Annotated in this window: 20 protein-coding genes; 1 reads left to right on the forward strand and 19 read right to left on the reverse strand. The window is 50.4% G+C overall.

Features of this window, described 5'->3' with window-relative positions:
• Positions 1–96: 96 nt before the first annotated feature.
• The 4 genes from D570_RS0106925 to D570_RS0106940 form a co-directional block, all read right to left on the reverse strand.
• Positions 97–498, reverse strand: coding sequence for a hypothetical protein (locus D570_RS0106925; RefSeq protein WP_018143665.1), 402 nt, complete (start codon positions 496–498; stop codon positions 97–99).
• 3 nt (positions 499–501) lie between these two features.
• The gene (locus D570_RS0106930) at positions 502–2451 is read right to left on the reverse strand and encodes a helix-turn-helix transcriptional regulator (RefSeq protein ID WP_018143666.1); all 1950 of its coding nucleotides are present in this window, start codon (positions 2449–2451) and stop codon (positions 502–504) included.
• A 371-nt stretch (positions 2452–2822) separates the two neighbouring features.
• Positions 2823–4982: a bifunctional cytidylate kinase/GTPase Der gene (der, locus tag D570_RS0106935; protein ID WP_018143667.1), complete on the reverse strand. Its 2160-nt coding sequence runs from the start codon at positions 4980–4982 to the stop codon at positions 2823–2825.
• Positions 4979–5752, reverse strand: coding sequence for a pseudouridine synthase (locus D570_RS0106940; protein ID WP_018143668.1), 774 nt, complete (start codon positions 5750–5752; stop codon positions 4979–4981). The genes der and D570_RS0106940 overlap by 4 nt, the downstream gene beginning before the upstream one ends.
• 101 nt (positions 5753–5853) lie before the next feature.
• Here D570_RS0106940 and D570_RS08730 point away from each other — a divergent pair, with 101 nt between their 5' ends.
• Entirely contained in the window at positions 5854–6861 is a 1008-nt protein-coding gene (locus D570_RS08730; protein ID WP_018143669.1) for an MIP/aquaporin family protein, read from the forward strand.
• 89 nt (positions 6862–6950) lie between these two features.
• Here D570_RS08730 and D570_RS08735 read toward each other — a convergent pair whose 3' ends face one another.
• The 15 genes from D570_RS08735 to D570_RS0107020 form a co-directional block, all read right to left on the reverse strand.
• Complete coding sequence (locus tag D570_RS08735; protein WP_018143670.1) at positions 6951–7220, reverse strand: hypothetical protein; 270 nt, start codon at positions 7218–7220, stop codon at positions 6951–6953.
• Positions 7221–7373: 153 nt separating this feature from the next.
• Complete coding sequence (gene purH / locus D570_RS0106955; protein ID WP_156812274.1) at positions 7374–8966, reverse strand: bifunctional phosphoribosylaminoimidazolecarboxamide formyltransferase/IMP cyclohydrolase; 1593 nt, start codon at positions 8964–8966, stop codon at positions 7374–7376.
• Positions 8962–10569: a cell division protein PerM gene (locus D570_RS0106960; protein ID WP_018143672.1), complete on the reverse strand. Its 1608-nt coding sequence runs from the start codon at positions 10567–10569 to the stop codon at positions 8962–8964. The genes purH and D570_RS0106960 overlap by 5 nt, the downstream gene beginning before the upstream one ends.
• Positions 10570–10572: 3 nt before the next feature.
• Positions 10573–11493, reverse strand: a complete 921-nt coding sequence (gene sucD, locus D570_RS0106965) for a succinate--CoA ligase subunit alpha (protein WP_018143673.1) — start codon at positions 11491–11493, stop codon at positions 10573–10575.
• A 3-nt stretch (positions 11494–11496) separates the two neighbouring features.
• Positions 11497–12732, reverse strand: a complete 1236-nt coding sequence (gene sucC, locus D570_RS0106970; RefSeq protein ID WP_018143674.1) for an ADP-forming succinate--CoA ligase subunit beta — start codon at positions 12730–12732, stop codon at positions 11497–11499.
• Between the two features lie 10 nt (positions 12733–12742).
• A complete protein-coding gene (locus D570_RS0106975) occupies positions 12743–13324 on the reverse strand; it encodes an adenine phosphoribosyltransferase (protein ID WP_026181952.1) in 582 nt (193 codons plus the stop codon).
• A gap of 17 nt (positions 13325–13341) precedes the next feature.
• Positions 13342–13830 carry a preprotein translocase subunit YajC gene (locus tag D570_RS08740; RefSeq protein WP_018143676.1) on the reverse strand — a complete coding sequence of 163 codons (489 nt, stop codon included), beginning with the start codon at positions 13828–13830 and terminating at the stop codon, positions 13342–13344.
• Positions 13831–13867: 37 nt separating this feature from the next.
• A complete protein-coding gene (gene ruvB, locus D570_RS0106985; RefSeq protein WP_018143677.1) occupies positions 13868–14914 on the reverse strand; it encodes a Holliday junction branch migration DNA helicase RuvB in 1047 nt (348 codons plus the stop codon).
• On the reverse strand, positions 14914–15555 hold the full coding sequence (gene ruvA, locus D570_RS0106990) for a Holliday junction branch migration protein RuvA (RefSeq protein ID WP_018143678.1): 642 nt from the start codon (positions 15553–15555) through the stop codon (positions 14914–14916). Before ruvA ends, ruvB begins: the two co-directional genes overlap by 1 nt.
• Positions 15556–15609: 54 nt before the next feature.
• Positions 15610–16191, reverse strand: coding sequence for a crossover junction endodeoxyribonuclease RuvC (gene ruvC, locus D570_RS0106995; RefSeq protein ID WP_018143679.1), 582 nt, complete (start codon positions 16189–16191; stop codon positions 15610–15612).
• Positions 16192–16208: 17 nt separating this feature from the next.
• Positions 16209–16964, reverse strand: a complete 756-nt coding sequence (locus D570_RS0107000; RefSeq protein WP_018143680.1) for a YebC/PmpR family DNA-binding transcriptional regulator — start codon at positions 16962–16964, stop codon at positions 16209–16211.
• A 142-nt stretch (positions 16965–17106) separates the two neighbouring features.
• Complete coding sequence (gene pgsA, locus D570_RS0107005) at positions 17107–17736, reverse strand: phosphatidylinositol phosphate synthase (RefSeq protein ID WP_018143681.1); 630 nt, start codon at positions 17734–17736, stop codon at positions 17107–17109.
• Positions 17730–18386: an HIT family protein gene (locus tag D570_RS0107010; RefSeq protein WP_018143682.1), complete on the reverse strand. Its 657-nt coding sequence runs from the start codon at positions 18384–18386 to the stop codon at positions 17730–17732. The genes pgsA and D570_RS0107010 overlap by 7 nt, the downstream gene beginning before the upstream one ends.
• Positions 18387–18473: 87 nt before the next feature.
• Positions 18474–20528: a threonine--tRNA ligase gene (gene thrS, locus D570_RS0107015; RefSeq protein ID WP_018143683.1), complete on the reverse strand. Its 2055-nt coding sequence runs from the start codon at positions 20526–20528 to the stop codon at positions 18474–18476.
• Between the two features lie 205 nt (positions 20529–20733).
• A complete protein-coding gene (locus tag D570_RS0107020; protein WP_026181953.1) occupies positions 20734–21519 on the reverse strand; it encodes an SDR family NAD(P)-dependent oxidoreductase in 786 nt (261 codons plus the stop codon).
• Positions 21520–21604: the final 85 nt, after the last annotated feature.

The following is a 21604-nucleotide window of genomic DNA, read 5'->3' on the forward strand; positions in this document are numbered from 1 at the left end:
CGAATACACACAGCACGATGCGTGAGGGGTTGCAGACGGTTGGATGCGCCCACCCAGTAAGCATCGTAAGAACGCCGAAGAATCTCCGTACGAAATTTAGGCGTTCTTTATTTCCGCCCTTGCATCACTTTCAGCGGCGGCGGAATCTAACTTGTCTCCTAACTTTTCAAGATCTTCTTGGTGATACTCGTCCCAACGCTGAAGAGCCGCATCATGACGTAGAGAGCGCTGGATATGGCGCTCCTCTACCCTTATGCGCGTTTGAGTATAGCGATCTGAAACATCAGACAAAGGCCTAGCAAAAAATGGGGTGGAATCTTCGAGGATACGTTCAGCGTCTTCTTCATTCATGCGGGACAGGATATCACTGATTTCTGAGCCTGTTTTTCCCGCCTTGTTGAGCGCATGTAAACCATGACTTACGGCATAGTACACGCCAAAACCAAGATTAACGAAGAGGAATATCCATAGTAGAATCCACACCCATACTGGAATCATGAACTAGTTCTCCGAATTCGCTGTATTCAATGTCAATTCTCGTTGTGCACGAGCTATACACATAGATTGTAGTGTAGAAGGTCCTACAGCGCTAATGTGACGAGCGTGTGCGATGCAAAATGCCACAAACCACGAATCGGAAGACACCGTCAAATGCACCTTTTGGCCCTCGCCAAAGTCCTCGACACGCGCATCGGGAAGATTCAAAATAAAGGGCAAATTCTTCTCGGTAGTGACGAAAACCGTAGGCGTACCATTTTCGAAATTCCATTCGCGCAGCTCCGTGAGTGGCACATCCGGGATATTAATTTCGTGGTTCGGTTCCACGCTCTCTACCCTGCCAATGCGTGCCAAACGGAGCGTCTGCCATTGAGCAGATTCTGCATTATGAATCGGCGTATGACGCGGCAAATCCGCATCGTAGGCACGGGTGCTTGGATGCTTGCGATCGCTATCGCTGACGCCAGACCACACAGCTGCGTAATACACGCCTTCATCGACATAAATCTGGGCAGGTGCTACGAGCTTGTGGCGGGTGCGGCCTGCACCGTCCGTGTAATCCATATCCAGCAAATTGCCACGCTGGATAGCATCGTTGACAACCTGATAGCTGGCTGGCTCTAATTCGTAACCCGTCAAGCTGAGCCAAGGCGTGTCCACAGGCGTAGACTTCTCCTCGAGGAGACGCTCGTAGAGTACCTCTGCGCTCTTGCGATAGCTTTGAGACATCAAAGGCGAATGTGCCAAATAGCTTACGGATGCCGTCAAGAGGCTCATATATTGCGTGGATACGCCAGCTAGACGCTCCAAACCGAGCGAGTTCGTCGCGGAAACGATGCCTTCGGACTCTAAAAGTGACCAGTCGATGTCGAAGAACTGACTTCCAGCCAGCTCGCCGTCATCGGAAACCGTGGTCAGTGTGCCAATATCCTTGCGGATGATCTGCACGTTCTTCTTTTCCTCTTCTGGTGTCTTTGGTACGGCGATAAAGCGCTCCGCAAGCTCGCTGAGCAGGTATTCTTCGCCCAAGTGTGCAGAAAGGAAGAGCATAAGGCGCAAACGGCGATCCACTTCGGAACCTGTTTGGAAGGATGCCGACTTGCGATCGGATTTCTCTTCAGCACCCTCACCTTCACGCTCCGCTTCAATCTGCTTCTTTAGCTCGGAAACGGCCTGTAGCTTGGAGTCATCGGCTGGTTCTACAGTGGCCTCTTCAAAGGCGGCTGCAGCATTTAAACGACGTACAAAAGCATCAACAGCCTCGTGTGGGCTGATAATCGTGGCGCCTGGGTGTTCCAAGACATAGGAAGCGAGATCATCCGAATCCGTGTACGCGACATTGATGCTTTCGCCATCCACCATGACGGTTGCCGTAAAACGACGCGAGTCCACCACACGCATCAGATTCTCTGGAATAGACTGTGTGCCAAGTCCAGGCGCAATGGAATCTAGCCCTAAGCCAGGTGTCGGTGTTTGCGCTACATGTGGCTGCGAGCGTGACGTCTTGTGAGCGCGCTTGTCCTCCGTTTTGGATTCCGCCGGTTTTGCGGACATAGCTAAGGAGCGTGCGAGATAATTGGCCGCAGCGAGAATAGGGAGCTCATCGGCTTCAAAATGCATACGCGTGCGTGGCTCATCGCCTAATTGCAAGCGATAAGATGCGAAATCTTGACCTTCAGATTTCGAGGAGTATTCAGGTTGGCGTGACTCAATGGCAATGCCCATAGCGGTGAGCTTTGCACGGTCACGTTGGAACTGTTTAGCAAATGCTGCCTTTGCTGCTTGATCTGCCAATTCGCCATATGAATCAGCGTATGCCTTAACACGTTGAGCAATTTGACGTGAAGTAAGCCATTGTGGGAAAGCGGAGGAAAGCACCGCTAAAACATCTAATTCATGCTTTCCCCACTTGTCCGAAAAACGTCGCCTGCCGTGAGAAGATCCTTCTGCCATCAGTCCTCGCGATAATGTAAATTATTAAATAACTACGTCTATTATAGAGTATAAATTTTTAAAATGCACCTTTGCTGGACATTTTGGCAATCTGCGAAATTTCCGCAAGGGCATGAAAAATCTAGTCTTTCTTACAATCCAGTACCCCATCTGTTTATTCGAAATATTCGTATAATGTGTTCTTCATCACATTGCTCTTTCCGGGATACATATACAGCATATCAATTTTTGAACTCTGACATTCCCCACAATTGTACGGGCATTGTACGCAGGAGCATTGTGTATGTGGTACACAATAGCGGTTTCCAAAAAGCTGTGTGACTGCCCAAATTCGAACAGTCACACAACAGGCTATAGGTGAAAATACGCAGTTACTTGCGCTTCTTCTTTTCACGCACATTGACGGAAATTTGGATAGGTGTACCTTCAAATCCAAATTCATCGCGCAATGAGTGCTCAATAAAGCGGCGGTAACTGTGGTCCAAGAAGCCCGTGGTAAAAATCACGAAACGCGGAGGCCGCGTGGATGCCTGCGTGGCGAACAAAATACGCGGCTGCTTTCCACCACGCAATGGATGCGGATGCGCTGCCTGAATCTGTCCGAGGAAGGAATTCAGACGGCCTGTAGACACGCGCTTATCCCAATTCTCCAAAGCCGTATCCATGGCGAGCTTCAAGCGATTTGTGTGCCAGCCGGTCAAAGCAGACAAATTGACACGCTGCGCCCAGGTGACACGGTTGAACTCCGTTTCCCAAAGGCGTTCGATACGCTGACGACCAAACTCGTCCAACAAATCCCACTTATTGAAGACCAAAACCACAGCGCGACCAGCGTCAACCGCTTGGCTCATCACCTTCAAATCTTGATCCGAAATAGGCTGGGAAACATCGAAAAGCACAAGTGCTAATTCGGCGCGCTCCAAGGCTGCTTGAGTGCGCAAACTGGAGTAGTAATCAGCGCCGCTCTGCTTGTGCAAACGCCGCTTAATACCTGCAGTATCGATAAAGAGCCAGTCTTCCCCACCGACGTTGACCACCTCATCCACCGGGTCACGCGTGGTGCCTGCGATGTCGCTGACGACGGCACGGTTCTCACCAGACAGCTGGTTGAGTAGCGAGGATTTTCCCACGTTTGGGCGGCCTACAAGGGCTACACGGCGCAAGTGGCTCGGTGTGAGGAATCCCGAAGTCTTTTCAGCATGTGCCAGCTTATCCAGCGCCACATCCAGCAAATCGCCCACACCACGGCCATGCATAGCCGAGATAGCATAAGGTTCGCCTAAGCCAAGATTCCAGAATTCCGCCGCCTGATACTCAGACATCTGCGTATCCAGCTTGTTCACAGCTACGGTGACCGGCTTTCCAGACGCGCGCAGCATGGAGACGATGCGCTCATCACTGGCAGTGAGGCCCACAACGCCATCGACGACGAGGACGACGGCATCGGCCAGCTGAACGGCGATTTGTGCTTGTGAAGCAATCGCAGAGTCAATGCCCTCGACGTCTGCTTCCCAGCCGCCCGTATCTACGAGCTGAAAACGTGTGCCGGCCCATTCTGCTTCGTAGCTGACGCGGTCACGGGTAACGCCTGGCGTGTCTTCGACAATGGCTGCACGACGGCCAAGGATGCGGTTCACCAAGGTAGATTTTCCGACATTCGGACGCCCCACAATTGCGAGCACGCCCACGCCCTTATCTGCTTCAGCTTCATCCTCAAAGTCCGATAAATCTGCGCCACTCAGGTACTCTTCATCGCCCTCTTCCAACTCGTATTCGCTGAGCTGATCCGCATAGTTGTTGAAGAGCTGCTCATCGATGGCGGTATCCACCATATCGATGAGAATTTGTAGAGTTTGTTCGAAACTCAGATCAGAATTATCCAGAGTCGTCACGCCTTCGCTGGCCTCCATGAAGGAGGTCACCTTCGCGTCTTTTGCATCGCGTGCGGCTACGTCATCTGTGCCTGTTTCCGTCTGAGCTTGCGTATTTTGAGCATTTTGCGCATTGCGACGTGCCTGTCGTACCTCTTCGCGCGCGGTCAGCAGCACACGCACCTCGGCATCGGGGGCGACAACGGTCGTTATATCGCGGCCTTCGACCACAATGCCCGCACCGTTTGAAAATCCCTGAGGATTTTGCTCGCCCTCGATATAGGCGCGCTGAGCGGCTATAAGCAAACGACGAATCGGAATAATCGAAGAAATGGTAGACACGTGAGATGCCACTTCGGTGGAACGAATATCCTCACTCAGATCCTGATCATCACTGAAAACGCCGGGATTTTCAGGGTCGAGTGAAATATCGAAATGATAATCCGTAAAGAATGATGCAACCAACTCTGTCAGACGTGCTTCCGTGTGCTCATCAACCTGATCGTAGTCCAAACTTTCGCCGTTGTGTAAGCACCACCATGCGGCGGCGCGATACATGGCACCCGTATCCAGATAGGCGTAGCCAAAATGCTGCGCCAGGGCGCGAGAAGTGCTGGATTTGCCTACGCCTGAAGGACCATCAATTGCAACTGTAATCATAGACCAACCGCCTTTGCAAGAGAATCTACCTCAGCTTTGGACAGGATACGGTACGATCCTGGCTTGACTTCACCGAGCTTAATAGGTCCAATCTGTGTACGAATCAAGCGCACAACGGGGAAACCAATCGAGCCGAAGATACGGCGCACAATGCGGTTACGACCGGAGTGCAAGACGACGCGTAGCATCGAGAACTCACGCGACTGGTCCAAGATGGTGCACTGGTCGAGCTTAATCCAGCCGTCATCCAACTGCACACCGGTACGCACCAGTCGGCGCGCAACATTTCCGCCGATATGCCCCTCAACAGTTACGATATAGGTTTTTGCTACCTCGTACTTCGGATGCATGACGTGCTGCGAAAGCTCTCCATCATCTGTCATAAGAATCAAACCTTCGGAATCGTAATCCAAACGTCCCATATGGAAGACACGTTCATAACCGTCGCCGATGATATCGCGTAGCGTCCAGCGGCCCTTCTTGTCATCCATGGCGGACAAGACCTTCTTAGGCTTGTTCAGCGCTAAAGTAATGTGTTTATTGGATAGACGAATTCGCGATCCATCCACGCGAATTTCTTGCTTTGCAGGGTCGACGCGTGTTCCCAGTTCTGTGACGAGTTCACCATCGACTTCAACACGTCCGTCTGTAATCATAGTTTCGCACTTGCGACGTGATCCAAAGCCAGCTTGCGCCAAGACTTTTTGAAGACGGATTCCAGAATTATCAAGATCATGTGCTTTTTTCGCACGAGAATATGGATGTGGCATCGTTCTCCCAACGTGGCCGAATAATTAAAATTTGAAATATCTCTATAAGTATAGGTGGAGCCCTTGATACTATAGCAACGTTCACTATAAGCGAGGTATATATGACAGATAATTTAGTGTACACGTCAGAATCCACGAAGGATTTTCAGACGGTAAGTCCCAATCGTCTCGTACGAGTGGCTGCAGAATTCGCAGGTACTCTCCTGATTGTTTTCGCGATTTATGCGATGAGTACTTGGGCCGCAATTATTAATTCCAGTTCTGTAATTGCTCTTGTGGGAATCGGTACGGCTGCAGCGTATGCCGCTGCCAGCATGTCCTTCGGTCGCGCATCGGGTGGCCATTTCAATCCTGCCGTCACTTTTGCAGGTATTTTGGCAGGTTTCACGCAGTGGCTGGATGGTGTGCTATACATTGTCGCCCAGGTTTTGGGCGCGCTCGCTGCTGCGGGCTTGTGGTTCTTGCTGACCCCAACCTCTTCTGCCTTGTCCATGACCACCTGGCTGGGTTTGGTGACGAACGGATTTGGTTCCAACTCCCCTTCCGCTACACTGATGGGCTCTTCTTCTGGTATTAGCTTTGGTATTAAGGCCACCATTGCGGTGGAATTGCTGTTCACCGTTCTTGTCATTAGCGCATTCTTTGCTACCTCACGCGCTCAAGGTGCCGTGCGTAAGAATCATGCGCTGGCTGTGGGCGCTGCTTATGGTGTGGGTGCCATGTCTAGTTTCATCATCGATGGTGCTGGTATGAATCCTGCACGTTCTACGGGTATTGCCGTTATCGGTGCAACTCAGGGCATGACCACCAACCCATTGTCTCAGTTGTGGGTATTCTGGGTCGTTCCTTTGGTTGCTGCTGCAGCCGTATCCTTTGGCTTCATTATCCGTGACTCTGTACGTGCTCAGCGTGCAGAAACAGAGGCTGCTGTGGCTGCATTACGCGCAGAAAAGCAGCTGGAGGATGCTCAAGAAGATTCGGCAAATGCACAAGATACAGTGGAAGAATCCGAAACCGATGAAAAGTCTGCAGAAGTTCCAGAAATCGTCATCGAATCTGAAACGACGCAGTCGGAGGACACGGAATCTGACCAGACTGATGAGAAGTAACGCGTACTGAAAACATAATATTTCAGTTGTGCCCTGGGCTTGAAAGGCTCAGGGCACAACTCTATTGAGCAGATGAAATATGGACGCGGTTACAACATTTCAATGCTGATATATGTGATGACCAGTCCAATCGCTAATGAAAAACTGATAAAGGAATCAAAGACAATACCGCGCACCTTCCATGGTGCCTTGTCTTTGAGCCATACGCGACAAATACCCATAACCAGTGAAAAGGCCGCAATAATATAGGTGGCCACGTTGACAAGCCCAAACCATGCAAAGATGAGGCTGACGAGGATAACAGCAACCGTAACTAAACTCTGCCACATGGGCTCAATATGGTGTGGAATATTAGACATCGCTCCCCAACCTACATATTAATGAAAAAATCTTTAAACTGTGCATTTCTGCGATAAATGATGATTGGTTCAGCAAGCATATACTTACTGAACCAATGGACAACATGGAGTATTCTCATATTACCCGGGAGGGTATGAGAATGGCTGCGGATTTTAGTGGAAGAAGTGACGTGTGCCGGTGACATACATGGTGATACCAGCTGCCTTTGCTGCCTCGAATACTTCCTCATCACGGATAGAACCGCCCGGATGTACGATGGCCTTCACACCTGCATCCGTGAGAATCTTCATGCCATCTGCAAATGGGAAGAATGCATCAGAAGCAGCGACGGCTCCCTGGGTGCGGTTTTGACCATCGGCCAGCGTATTGGCACGATCCACAGCCAAGTGTGAAGAATCCACACGGTTGACTTGACCCATACCGATGCCAACCGTTGCTCCATCGTGTGCGATGAGGATGGCATTGGATTTAACGGAACGCACAGCCTTCCACGCAAATTCAAGATCTTTCAAAGTCGCTTCGTCTGCTGCTTCACCTGCGACCAGCGTCCAATTCTGAACGTCATCGCCTTCAGACTGGAACACATCCATATCTTGGACGAGCAAGCCACCGTCAATTTGACGGATTTGAGGGTGTGCTACTGGTGCGACTGGAACCTTGAGGATGCGCAGATTCTTCTTGGTCTGCAGGATTTCCAAAGCCTCTGCCTCATAATCTGGAGCGACGATAACCTCTGTGAAAATAGGCTTCACATTGCGTGCCATATCTGCAGAAACGGTGGTATTTGCGGCAATCACACCGCCATATGCACTCATTGGATCGCAGGCATGAGCCTTCTCGTGAGCCTGTGCAACGGTTGTGCCGATGGCCAAACCACAAGGATTGGAATGCTTGACTACGGCTACGGCAATCTGATCAGGGAAATCCCATACACTACGCCATGCGGAGTCCGCATCGACATAGTTGTTGTAACTCATAGGCTTACCGCCCAGTTGTTCGGCATGTGCGAAGTCGCCGGAGGTAAGTGGATCGACATACAGGCTGGCCTGCTGGTGAGAATTCTCACCGTAGCGCAAGACGTCTTTCTTATCCCATGTGCGGGTGTAGGTAGCAAAGCTTGGCTCGCCCTCCAAGCTCTCTGGCTTGGTCCAGTGCTGGGATGCCCATTCGATAATCGTGGCATCATAAGCGGAGGTGTGTGCAAAGGCCTTTGCAGCCAAATAACGGCGCTCTGGAAGTGTGAAGCCTTCGCCAGTGCTGACGCGTTCTGCAAGAATCGCGTAATCAGCAGGATCGGTGATGATGGCCACGGTTGCAGCATTCTTTGCCGCTGCGCGTACCATGGATGGGCCACCGATATCGATTTTTTCGATAATATCTGCCTCTTCTGCCCCACTGCGTACGGTATCCGCGAATGGATAGAGGTTTACAATGACAGCGTCAAAAGGCTCTACGCCCAGCTCTTCCAGCTGAGCCTTGTGCTCTGGATTGGTCATATCCGCCAGAATGCCCGCATGAATGCGAGGATGAAGCGTTTTTACGCGACCATCGAGGCACTCTGGGAATCCTGTCACCTGTTCTGCAGGTGTGACATCCACACCGAATTGAGCAAGAGCCTGAGCGGTAGAACCGGTTGAAACAACCTTTGTGCCCGCTTTTACAAAGGCTTGTGCAAGAATTTCAAGCCCTTCCTTGTGATAAACCGATACAAGTGCACGCTTAATTGGGCGTGATGTAGCATCAATCATGGATATCCTCCGGTTCTCCAGTGGTTTGTTGGGATAAATCTGGTAAGTCGCCCATCTCGGCATCCTTGGTAAAAGAAGGAGTGTCCGCGTCATCGAGCAATTCGGGTGTGGAATCTACGTCGGATGTTTCATCGGTGAAATCATCGCGTGCTTCTTCGTCTGAATAGTCCATGGCCTCATCCGGGTTGTCCTGGAGTGCATCGTTGTCGTGGAGCGCTGTGGAACGATTGCTCAACACGATGACAGCCGTATGAATTAGCGCAATTGCACAGGCTATCAGCCACGCAGCCAATAGTCCCCATTGTATAGGCCTGCCGAAGGATGCCAGTGATTGCGACACATCTAGGCCAAGGTAATCGAGGTTTTTCGACCCCAGAGAACCGGATGAGAGCATAATAACCAGCGCAGATACAGCCACACTCAGGAGTATCGAAACGATAAACGCACCGATAGGATAAATGAAATCGATAATGCTATCCAGATTCAGCGGAGTTTTAAGCAGGCCAAATTCGCGCTTCATAAGCAAGCTAAACAAGCCAATGAGAGTAATGATGACAATCGGCGCCAGCAAAATCCACGTGCGCATGGTGTCCGTAGCGACGGGTTCTGGGAGGAGACCAAAAACAGGAATAGGCGGCAAGGAGGAGGACTGCCCTATCCACAGGCTAAAGACGCCCAAGCTACCGATACTGAACTGTGCGCCAAGCACCCATGCCAAGGCCCAGATGAGAAGATTCGGCAACCACGCCACGCTGAGAATACTCGTAGTAATACGAGAACCTAAGCCCATGTGTGTCATGTCAAACACCGCATTCATTGAGGTGAAGCCCATAACAACCCACGCGATGAAGGTGATAACCGAAGCGAGCAAGTACAGCACAAAAATACGACGCGCAGTTCTCATACCGAGAAGCAGAGTTTTCCTCAGCCGTGCAGATAGATGATTCTTCAAAAAATTGGAAATGACGAGATAATACGGCGAATCCTTCGTAAAGGACCAGAGAAAAGCTAGGAAAGCTATCACACACGGATAAAGCAGAACTTGCCAGGGCGCTGAGGTGAGATAATCTCGAAGGGCATACGCCACCACAGCCATGAGGAGTGTCCACACGACAATGCTCACGCTGTAGCCAAGCAATGTATTGCGTCTGCGTATGAAGAGTGAGCGTAGCAAGGCAATGCTCGCAAAGCTTAAACCGAGGGGGACGATGGATAAATGAAATACGCCGGCTTGGATGGAAATACCTTGAGACAACACAAGCAGCATCCCCGTGATGTTCAGGGTATTACCGCTGAGATCCGTGCCAGCTTCCATGGAAGCGACCAGCAGAAAAAGTGAAATAAAAAGGAAAAGTGCGACGGCGTACATCAAAAATGCTGTAGTCGCGGTGATAACGCCTCGCAAGACAGCACGAGCCGGATTTCGATCTATATCAGACTTGGAAGCACGGGAGGCTGGTGAACGCAGTTTTTGCGCAGCCTGCGCAGACCTCTCACCACGTTCAGATATGTTGCTCGATGTAATGCGAGCTGAACGTGGTGACGTGTTCTGCGAATGCTCAGCTGAATGTTCAGACGAAACGATGCGGCCTTGGGTCATTTTTTAGAGTTGCTCCAGAATTTCTCGCATGAATTGTGCGGTTTCGGTGGGATTTTTCCCCACTTTGATGCCGCAGGCTTCGAGTGCTTCTTTCTTTCCTTGAGCTGTGCCACTTCCGCCAGAAACGATAGCGCCTGCATGTCCCATCTGCTTGCCTTCTGGCGCGCTATATCCCGCGATATAAGCCACAACAGGCTTGTTCATATGGTCCTGAGCCCACAATGCCAGCTCTTGCTCTGCACTTCCGCCAATTTCGCCGATCAGCACGCAAGCCTTAATACGGGGATCCTCATTTAAGATTTCGAGAGCTTCCTGCTGTGTAGTGCCGACAATCGGGTCTCCACCTACACCAATGGCTGCACCAAAACCATAATCTGACAATTCGGACATCATTTGATAGGTTAAGGTACCGGACTTAGAAACTAGTCCAAGAGGGCCATTGTGCACAATGCCATCGGGAATAATGCCCAAGTTCACGCCATATGTGCCCGTGCTCATCTTATCCGGAGTAGTATATGTGGCCAGACCCGGGCAGTTTGGCCCGACAATGCGCACACCCTTTTTCCGAGCCAAAGCAACGCAGTAAGCAGTATCAGCAACGGGAATACCTTCGGTAATGACCACAATAAGAGGAATTTCTGCCTCAATAGCTTCCACCATGGCTGCTTTCGCAAAGCGTGGTGGAACGAAAATGACAGAAGCCTCTGCACCGGTATTTTCACGTGCTTCACGACAGGTGGCGTAAATGGACACGTCTCGAGCACCATTCAAATCCTCGAAGTGTAAGGACTGCCCACCCTTGCGTGGATTCACGCCGGCCACAATATTTGTGCCTGCTTTCAGCATGCGCGCTGTATGTGTCATACCCTGATGGCCGGTCATACCTTGTACAATGACAGGAGCATTGGGACGGATAAAACTCATAACCTACTCTCCTTGTGCTGTATCGCGATGTGCAATCTCAATGCCGAGCGTCTGTGCGGCTATACGCACGGCCGTTTGAGCAGCTTCTTGCATGGTTTGAGCTACATGAATGCGTGGATGTGCAGCCTCATGGAGTAATGCTAAACCCTCTGCCGCCTCGTTGCCATCAAAGCGTACAACGATATCTTTAATCTCAGTATGGTCGGATTCCAACTGCTTAGCGGCCGCTAAGATACCCTCTGCCACGAGCTTGCAGGACGTAATACCGCCATATACATTGACAAAAACGGATTCTACTTGGGCATCGGCAAGCACAATGCTCAGGCTTTCAGCCATCACATCCGCTGAAGCACCGCCGCCAATATCGAGGAAGTTTGCAGGTTTCAAAGGTGTGGTGTAGGCGACACCGGCATCTGCTACGGCGTCGATAGAGCTCATGACTAATCCCGCTCCGTTACCGATCACGCCCACATTTCCGCCGAGATGCACGTAATGAAGATCATGCTCTGCAGCGCGAGTTTCGAGGCTATCTTGGTCAAAAGTCGTGTGGAAACGCGACCAATTATCGTGGCGGAATGCCGCGTTGCCATCTAAGGAAATCTTTGCATCCAGAGCGATGAGATGCTTTGATGACTCATCCTCCGGTTGTCCAATCTTAGCCAACGGATTGATTTCAACGAGAGTGGCATCGCTGTCTTGAAAGACATGCCACATTTCCAGCAAAACTTGAGCTGCTTGATCGTTATCTGCATGATGGAAACCAATTTCACGGGCCATATCTTGGGCTGCTGCGAAATCGAAGTCCTCTAAAGGATTGATGTGGAGACGCTTGACGAATTCAGGGTGTTCACGCGCAATTTCTTCCACCTCGGTACCGCCGGCTGCTGTAGCCAGTACATCGTAGTCACGAGATGATCGGTCCACAGAAATGGATACATAATACTCGTGAAGTATGGAAGCCGCTTCTACAACGAGAAGTCCGCGTACCTTGTGCCCGTGGATGGTCATGCCCAAAATATGCTCGGACATAAAGCGGGCTTCGTCTTCGTCATGGACGATTTTGACGCCGCCTGCCTGTCCACGATGTCCGATGCGTACCTGTGCTTTGAGCACACAAGGGAAACCAATCTCCTTGGCCTTTTCCACTGCTTCCTCCACAGTGGTGGCAAACAGGCCATGAGGAATGGGCACGTTATTTTCTTCCAGAAGTTCGCGCGCCTGATATTCGAATAAATCCACAGTTCTCTCCTTAAGCAGGCATGAGCATCATGGTAGAAACTGGGTGACCTTCGAGTTTAGAGATTCCGTCTAAGCCATCAAGCTTCATAACAAAACTAAAGCCCGCAACTGAGCAATCAATTGTTTCGAACAGCTTCATTGCAGCCCAAGCCGTACCACCGGTAGCAATGAGATCATCCACAATAAGAACGCGAGAACCAGCAGGAACTAATCCCTCTTCGATTTCCATTGTGGCTGTGCCGTACTCCAAATCATAGCTTTGTGAGACAACGGGTGGAGGAAGTTTGCCCGCTTTACGGACAGCGATGAAGCCCTTATTGAGTTTTTGAGCCAAGGCTGTGCCCAAGAGGAATCCTCGAGCCTCCAATCCAGCAATATAGTCGAAGTCTGTGGGCTGCACAGGTAAGGCATTGACTAAGCCTTCGAGTAAGAGGTGAAGACTTTTCGGATCCGCAAAAACCGGCATAAAGTCACGAAATAGGATATTCTCTGACGGAAATCCAGGAATCGTGCGGATTTTGGAGCATAGGAAATCTGCATCTTCCTGAGGAAGCAAATCTGACCGTGAAAGCGTAATATCAGATGTCATAATGTAGGGAAAACTCTATTCTACTTTTCTGAAGTACTGTTTGTTTGTTCTTCTGTATCGGTAAGGGAAACTGTTTCAGACGCATCTGTGTCCGTTACTGGCTCAGATGTCTCCGTCGTTGCTTGTTCATCGAGCTTCTGATCAGTAGTGGACTGTGCAGAAGCCTGATTTTCTACTTGTTCCTCGGCGTTGGACTCTTCCAACGGATTGCCGTTTTCATCTACTTCGTCATCACTGATGAAGGCTGGGATGATTGGAGGCTCCGTAATAGCCTGAATACGCCACTTGGATAGGCTTCCTTCGGAATTAATAACCGCATATCCGCGGTCTAAATCAACGGATTCGATGGTGCCAAGTAAACCAGAATGTGTGCTGACTTCGGTGCCTGGCTGAAGGTTTTCACGGAAATCGGTCAGCTTTTGCTGCTGCTTCTTAGATTGACGTGAACTCCACCACGTGAAGCCGATGAGAACCACAAGAATAAGGATTAGTAAAGCGTTGCCGTCCATTGAATGCTCCTTGAGAGAATAAAAATACCTTTAAAGTCTAAAACAGTGATATGACATCATCCGGAGGAGTCAAACCCAAATGATTCCATGCTTTTATCGTAGCCACGCGTCCGCGCGGAGTGCGCGTCATAAAACCCTCTCGGACAAGATAAGGTTCGCTGACTGTTTCTACTGTTTCGGATTCCTCACCAACCATTGCAGCGAGATTATTGAGTCCCACAGGCCCCCCGCCAAAGTTTTTACACATGGCAGTGAGCACAGCTATATCCAGTCTATCGAGACCTTCGGAGTCAATTTGATACAGTTCTAGCGCATCCAATACGGCATCCGCATTGATCTCCGTCAAATTGTGCACCAAAGCCCAATCTCTGACACGCCGGAGCAAGCGGTTCGCAATACGTGGCGTACCGCGCGATCGCAAGGACAACTCGTGTGCGGCATCATCCAGTACATGGATTTGCAATACTTGAGCAGATCTGAGGATGAGTTTCTTCAGTTCGGAATGTGGGTAATAATCCAGATGTGCTGTAAAGCCAAATCGAGCACGCAAAGGCGATGGCAACATGCCTTCACGCGTGGTCGCGCCCACGACTGTAAAACGTGGCAAAGTCAGAGGAATCGAAGAAGCGCCTGGTCCCTTACCCACCATGACATCTACGCGGAAATCCTCCATAGCGATGTAGAGCAATTCCTCCGCAGCACGTGGCAAGCGATGAATTTCATCGATAAAGAGGACCTCCCCTTCCTCCAACGAGGAAACGATAGAAGCGAGATCACCTGCATGCTGAATCGCAGGGCCGGAGGTTACGCGAATAGGCACGGATAATTCGTGCGCCACAATCATGGCGAGCGTAGTCTTGCCTAGCCCTGGAGGGCCGGCCAAGAGAATATGATCCGGTGGCACACCGCGCAGCTGGGCGGCATGAATAAAAAGATTCATTTGAGCTTTGAGCTGGGGCTGGCCAATAAAGGTATCCAGAGTATCCGGACGCAGTTCCTCATCGCTGATTTGATCTTGTGCCTGTGGCTCGCCTGAAATCATGCGTAACGATTCTTCGTGTGAATCATTGACCATTTCTACCATTAACGTCCCCTATCCAGGTGGCTGAGTGCGAAGCGTAGTACCTGAGGCACTTTATCCAGCTCTACAGAATTTCCCAAATCTAATTCTGTCATAGCAAATCGTACGGCTTCATATGCATCGCGTTGCTGCCAACCCAGAGACATAAGTCCTTGCAATACCTGACGAGAACCTTCATCCGCGAATCCATCCGCCGGATGCGTCGAAGTTCGATCCTCCTGCGAGTCGGAAGAAAGAAGACTCTCGAGGTTAACGGCGCCACTGAGTTCCAGAATGATTTTCTGGGCACCCTTTTTGCCTAGGCCGGGGGCCTTAGTCAGGGCTGTAAGATTATTGTCTCGAATGGCCTGCACGAGTTCATCCGAGCTCAGCGTCGAAAGAATGGCCAACGCCACGCGCGGGCCAATACCACTTACCTTTTGCAATTGAGCAAACAGTTCTTGACTTGTTTTATGGAGAAAGCCGTACAACGAGATAGCATCTTGAGAAACTGTCATCGTCGTTAACACGCGAACTTCTTGACCTGTGCGCATCTGGTTGAGATCTTTTGCAGACATGCGCACGCTATAGCCCACACCGGCTACTTCGACAATTGCCTGCGAGGTTGTGACCGCCTCAACCACTCCATGAAGGCTTGCAATCATTGGCAATCCTTTCGTGAGCCCTAAAAACCTTCGAACATCTGTTCGAATACAAGATTACATATCGCGGCGGACACCACGACTAGGTCTGGCTAATCGTTGCGCATCAGCCCATTGCTTTTGTGCAGCGGTAAGGTGCTGCTCCCGCTCCCCTCCTTCGATAGCGCCGGCTGGTCTGAGCGCATGACAAATAGCAAGTGCTAGCGCATCGGCAGCGTCTGGAGGGTTGACGATAGCATTGAGACCTAAGATTTTCGTCACCATATTTTGCATTTGCGCTTTATTTGCCTGCCCGTTTCCGGTGACAGCCAATTTCGCTTCGGTTGGCGTATGCAATGCCACAGGAATACCGCGTTGAGCGGCTGCTACCATGGCAAGTCCGGCTGCCTGTGCCGTTCCTAATACGGTATTGCGATTTTCTTGCGCGAAAACACGTTCGATGGACACCACATCTGGTGCGAATTCGTCCAGTTTTGCGCACAAGCCATTAAAAATGGCCAATAATCGTGCATCTTGTACGGTATTCGGCTTTGTGCGGATAACGTCCACATGAATAAAAGAAAGCCGGCGCGAACGGCCGGCTTCAATAACACCGACTCCGCAGCGAGTGAGCCCGGGGTCAACGCCAAGAATGATCATTGAGCTGCAGAAGACCTTTACTCTTCGTCCAGCTGGGCCATTACTTCGTCAGAAGCGGTCCAGTTGGCAAAGATGTCCTGTACATCGTCGAGCTCATCCAGAGCGTCGATAAGACGGTTTACCTTCACAGCAGAATCGTAATCCAATTCCACCTCGTTGAGTGGAAGCAGTGTGGATTCCGCAGAATCATAGTCGAATCCTGCATCTTGAATCGCCTTACGCACAGTGACGACATCGCTTGGCTGAGTGGTTACGGTAAATACGTCCTCATCTTCGGTGACATCTTCTGCGCCCGCTTCGGCTGCAACTTCGAAAAGCTTGTCGAAATCTACGCCTTCAGCAGGAACGACAATCTGTCCCTTACGCTCAAAGTTAAAGGATACAGAGCCGTTTTCTGCCAATGATCCGCCATTCTTGGACAAGGTAGAACGTACATCTGCTGCTGCACGGTTACGATTATCCGTCAAGCAGTTAATAATCAAGCCAATGCCACCAGGAGCATAACCTTCGTAGGTAATCTCCTCATAGTTAGCGCCACCTGCTTCTTCACCAGATCCACGCTTGACAGCGCGGGTGATGTTATCTGCAGGCAAGGAGTTCTTCTTTGCCTTGGTAATAGCATCGTAGAGTGCTGGATTTCCATCTGGATCGCCACCACCATTACGTGCTGCAATTTCAATATTCTTTACGAGCTTTGCGAAGAGTTTACCGCGCTTAGCATCGATGGCTGCCTTCTTGTGCTTGGTGGTAGCCCATTTGGAATGTCCTGACATGACTCTCCTCGAAACGTCTATACTTAATTAGCCTTGTGTTATTTTATGCACCCCTTCAGACACGCGCAAGCCTATTACGCTTGAAGGATTATCTGAAGTTCCCTGGAAAGCATATACACATTATGGATGTGCGGTTTCAGTTTCAGCCCGCGTTTTCGTTGTGCGATTGCACATACACCGTGCGAATGCGCTGAGCCACGGTAATTATGCCCAGTACAGACAACAGAATCATAAACAAGCTGAGTACGAAGGTTGGTAGCCCCAAACCTACTAATGCAAGGGATACCAAAATAATCAGCACTCTATCGGAGCGGGCTGCGATGCCGTTTTTTGCCTCAAATCCCACGGCTTCTGCACGCGCACGTGTATACGGTGTGAGGAAGGACGTCATCAAGGCCACCATTGTCGCAGATATACCGATGATGGTCCACATATCTGAAATCTCTGTGTGTAAAGCAAAATATAACGCAACGCAGATGAGCATCGCCCAATCTGCCATTCTGTCCAGCGTGGAGTCCAAGAATGCGCCAAAAGCCGTGCCGCCTCCGGTTAATGCAGCTACAGATCCATCCAGTGAATCGAACAGCACTAAAATCGTCATCACGACTGCGCCTGCAAAAAGATATCCCGTAAGTCCTGTTATTAGAGCTGCGGCAATCATGCCGACTGCGCCGATAATGGTTACTGCATTTGCGCTTAAATGGAGCGATACAAGGAATCGTGCAATCGGATCTATAAGTTTTTTAAAAGGTGTGCGCAGTTTTTCTAGCATGACAATCCAAACTCGTGTGCGATGCGTTGTGCTTCTTGAGCATAAGCAGAACGTTGATTTTCCAGCAAAATAGGGATGGTCCGTGTCTGCGCCACAATCGGCATGAAATTCGAATCGCCGTTCCATCGTGGGACGAGGTGCTGATGCAGGTGAGTTGCGACCCCCGCTCCTGCTGCTTCTCCCTGGTTAACACCTAAATTAAAGCCATCTGGATGGGACACATTGGCGATGACTTGCATAGCCATTTGGGTCGCCTTTTCAAATTCCAGTAGCACGGCATCATCTTTGAGATCTGTAATGAGTGCCACATGCTGATTAGGGCATACCATAATATGACCAGAATTATACGGATAGAGATTCATAAGGATGAAGACGTTCTTGCCGCGCCAGACAATCAGTCCGTCTTCATCATTTTTCTTTTGAGCGGCGCAGAATGGGCAATTATCGATGATTTCCGCTTCGCATGCCGGTGCAGTGGATGTGCTGTCTGGAGCCTTAATAATGGGTGCATTCGAGGCATTATCTGTAGAACTGGGACTATTGCGCAGAATATAGCTCATGCGTTGAGGCGTCCACAGGCGCTCATAATAATCCTCTTGTGGCGGGAAGTCCTGTGGATTATCGATACGAGGTGAAATATTTTCGGTCATACTTTGACTTTACGCATACGAAAAGACCTTGCCCGATGGTGTTCAGACAAGGTCTTTAACGAAACTAGCGATACTTAATCGACGGAACTATGCCTTTACCTGCTCGACTTGCGCATCCGTAAACTGCGCGAAATCTTGGGCAGAATTGATTAATCCGCGCGATTGGATGGCTTGGTTAATCCATGCCACAGCCGTGTCTACGGCCACGCCGTTGAGCTGGCTGCCATCGCGGAATCGGAAGGATACAGCGTTATTGTTCATATCCTCCTCACCTACAATCAGGATGAAAGGCACCTTCGACTTGGAAGCATTGCGAATCTTCTTGCCGAAGCGGTCATTCGAGGCATCCACATCCGTGCGAATCATCGTCTTGTCGAGCTTTGCGATGACGGAGTTCAAATGATCCAAGCAATTATCTGCAACTGGTACACCCAATACCTGAACTGGAGCCAGCCATGCTGGGAATGCGCCGGAATAATGCTCCAGCAAAATCGCAAAGAAGCGCTCAATCGAACCAAAGAGCGCGCGGTGAATCATCACAGGACGCTGACGAGTACCATCGGCTGCAATATACTCCAAATCGAAGCGCTCTGGCAGATTGAAGTCCAGCTGAATGGTGGATACCTGCCAGGTGCGACCCAGCGCATCGCGTGCCTGCACGGAAATCTTCGGACCATAGAATGCGGCGCCGGCTGGATCATCCACGAGCTCCAATCCAGATTCCTTTGCAACGGATGCTAAGGTCTCGGTGGCCTCTTCCCAAATCTCATCTGAACCCACATACTTGTGCTCATCCTTCGTGGAAAGCTCCAAGTAGAAGTCATTCAGGCCGAAATCGCGGAGCAAATTCAGAACGAAGGTCAAAAGGCTCTTCAACTCGTCACGCATCTGCTCACGAGTGCAGTAAATGTGGGAGTCATCCTGCGTTAAGCCGCGTACGCGCGTCAACCCGTGTACAACACCGGACTTCTCATAGCGGTAAACAGTTCCAAATTCAAACAATCGAAGTGGGAGTTCACGGTAGGAACGCTGACGGGACTTGAAAATCAGGTTGTGCATTGGGCAGTTCATAGGCTTGAGGTAATAATCAAAGCCTTCTTTGGTGATATTGCCCTGCTCGTCACGCTCCTCATCCAAATGCATAGGAGGATACATGCCATCCTTGTACCACTGCAAGTGACCAGAGGTTTCGTACAACCCACCCTTTGTGATATGCGGAGTTTGCACGAAGGAGTAACCGTGGCGCTGATGCAGCTCGCTGGAATAGTCCTTCATAGCATTGATGATGGCGGCACCCTTTGGATGGAATACAGCAAGACCGGAGCCAATCTCATCTGGGAAAGAGAAGAGATCCATTTCTGCACCCAGCTTGCGGTGATCGCGCTTAGCTGCCTCTTCCAAACGGTTCAGGTAATCCTTCAAATCATCCTTGGTAGCCCACGCCGTACCATAAATGCGCTGAAGCATAGGATTATGCTCGTTGCCACGCCAGTACGCGGCAGCCGCACGCTGAATCTTAAAAGCCTTGATAAATCGGGTATTTGGCAAATGAGGTCCGTGGCACAAATCCTTCCATACCACGTTTCCGTTGCGGTCTACATTGTCATAAAAGCTGAGCTCCCCTTGGGAAACTTCGATAGCCTCTTCTGCGCTAATCTGGTCTTCAGCTACGCCGATAAGCTCGAGCTTGTATGGCTGCTCGGCCTCTTCTGCGCGTGCTTCGTCTTCAGTAACTACGCGACGAACGAAGCGCTGGCTTTCCTTGATAATGCGCTGCATGCGCTTTTCGATGTCTTTTAGCTCGTCTGGCGTGAAAGGCTCCTCTACATCAAAGTCGTAGTAGAAACCGTCTTTAATGACAGGGCCGATGCCGAGTTTCGCATCCGGGCGCACCTGCTGTACGGCTTGAGCCATAACATGTGTGGCTGAATGGCGCATAATAGCCAAGCCATCTTCGCTATCGATAGCAATAGATTCTACGACATCACCATCAGACAGAGGGGTGTATAAGTCGCGGGGATTTCCATTGATGCGAACGGCAATAATATCTTTATTATCGGCAAACAGTTCAACACCGGTGATGTCCGGTTCAATTTCCTGAGATTCACCATTTACGGTGACGTGAAGAGAAGCTGCTGACACAGTTCATTCCTTTTCATTCGTGGGTCCGCGTTACAGGTGCAGACCGCGTGTATGTTCATTGCTAGATTATGCGAATGAGCGGACTTCTCCAGGTAGCCAAAGTACTTTGTCAGGGGCATATCTGCGTGATTTCTGTGTCGCGTTTGTGCTTCCTGTCCATGTGTCGTCCAGTGGTGCATCTTCCCACGCACGAGCCACATATTAGTCAGCCATTAATCAATCGTGCGAATTTTCTAGAGAGGGAACGTGGCGCCACACGCGACATCAGGTGCAGCATCAGTGGAGTGATGCCAGCAAATTGGATAGCTTTGCCCCGCTGCGCTGCCCTATAGCCGATTTCTGCAACTTTTTTCGCGGTTGCCGGCCGAAGCCACGTAAACATGTGTGAATTTTTCAGATCTGCCGTTGCCTCAAAATTCGTACGGGTCGGCCCCGGACATAAGGCTGTGGATGTCACTCCCGTGCCCTTGAGCTCTTCCTGTAGCGCCTCAGAAAAGCTCAAAACAAAGGCTTTAGATGCATAATACAATGCCATCTTCGGTCCCGCGCTGCTGGCCGCAATCGAGGCCACATTGAGCACATGGCCTCTGCCGCGTGCCACCATGCCGGGCACGATTAGACGCGTGAGATGGACGAGTGCAATGATATTGACATGGAGCAGACTGAGCTGTTTGTCCTTGCTGCCCTCCCAGAAATATCCAAAATCCCCAAAACCCGCATTATTGACCAGTGCGTCCACATCGAGTTTTTCTTTGGCGAGGTAATCTGCAACATGGTGTGCTGCATCATCCTGAGAAAAATCTTGCACATAGACATACGCCCGCACGGGATAGGCGCGCTCCACCCGCTTTTTGAGTGCGTTGAGGTCTGCTTCGCTACGTGCGACGAGTACGAGATCATAGCCATTTTTCGCATATATATGAGCAAATTCTTCACCGATGCCACGTGATGCGCCGGTAATGAGGGCCACGGGATGTCGAGTAGTGTTCATGATTGTTGTGCCTTCTTTCGCACGGCAGTAGTGCCATGCATAAACCTCGTCGTTATACCTTCCATAGTAGTAGCAGAAACGGAAG

The organism is Alloscardovia criceti DSM 17774, from assembly GCF_000376885.1.
Classification (GTDB): Bacteria; Actinomycetota; Actinomycetes; order Actinomycetales; family Bifidobacteriaceae; genus Alloscardovia; species Alloscardovia criceti.

What these genes read in the sequence shown, in the direction of transcription:
- D570_RS0106925 (WP_018143665.1), bottom strand. Translation starts at nt 498, where the DNA reads ATGATTCCAGTATGGGTGTGGATTCTACTATGGATATTCCTCTTCGTT.
- D570_RS0106930 (WP_018143666.1), bottom strand. Translation starts at nt 2,451, where the DNA reads ATGGCAGAAGGATCTTCTCACGGCAGGCGACGTTTTTCGGACAAGTGG.
- der (WP_018143667.1), bottom strand. Translation starts at nt 4,982, where the DNA reads ATGATTACAGTTGCAATTGATGGTCCTTCAGGCGTAGGCAAATCCAGC.
- D570_RS0106940 (WP_018143668.1), bottom strand. Translation starts at nt 5,752, where the DNA reads ATGCCACATCCATATTCTCGTGCGAAAAAAGCACATGATCTTGATAAT.
- D570_RS08730 (WP_018143669.1), top strand. Translation starts at nt 5,854, where the DNA reads ATGACAGATAATTTAGTGTACACGTCAGAATCCACGAAGGATTTTCAG.
- D570_RS08735 (WP_018143670.1), bottom strand. Translation starts at nt 7,220, where the DNA reads ATGTCTAATATTCCACACCATATTGAGCCCATGTGGCAGAGTTTAGTT.
- D570_RS0106960 (WP_018143672.1), bottom strand. Translation starts at nt 10,569, where the DNA reads ATGACCCAAGGCCGCATCGTTTCGTCTGAACATTCAGCTGAGCATTCG.
- sucD (WP_018143673.1), bottom strand. Translation starts at nt 11,493, where the DNA reads ATGAGTTTTATCCGTCCCAATGCTCCTGTCATTGTACAAGGTATGACC.
- D570_RS08740 (WP_018143676.1), bottom strand. Translation starts at nt 13,830, where the DNA reads ATGGACGGCAACGCTTTACTAATCCTTATTCTTGTGGTTCTCATCGGC.
- ruvB (WP_018143677.1), bottom strand. Translation starts at nt 14,914, where the DNA reads ATGGTAGAAATGGTCAATGATTCACACGAAGAATCGTTACGCATGATT.
- ruvA (WP_018143678.1), bottom strand. Translation starts at nt 15,555, where the DNA reads ATGATTGCAAGCCTTCATGGAGTGGTTGAGGCGGTCACAACCTCGCAG.
- ruvC (WP_018143679.1), bottom strand. Translation starts at nt 16,191, where the DNA reads ATGATCATTCTTGGCGTTGACCCCGGGCTCACTCGCTGCGGAGTCGGT.
- D570_RS0107000 (WP_018143680.1), bottom strand. Translation starts at nt 16,964, where the DNA reads ATGTCAGGACATTCCAAATGGGCTACCACCAAGCACAAGAAGGCAGCC.
- pgsA (WP_018143681.1), bottom strand. Translation starts at nt 17,736, where the DNA reads ATGCTAGAAAAACTGCGCACACCTTTTAAAAAACTTATAGATCCGATT.
- D570_RS0107010 (WP_018143682.1), bottom strand. Translation starts at nt 18,386, where the DNA reads ATGACCGAAAATATTTCACCTCGTATCGATAATCCACAGGACTTCCCG.
- D570_RS0107020 (WP_026181953.1), bottom strand. Translation starts at nt 21,519, where the DNA reads ATGAACACTACTCGACATCCCGTGGCCCTCATTACCGGCGCATCACGT.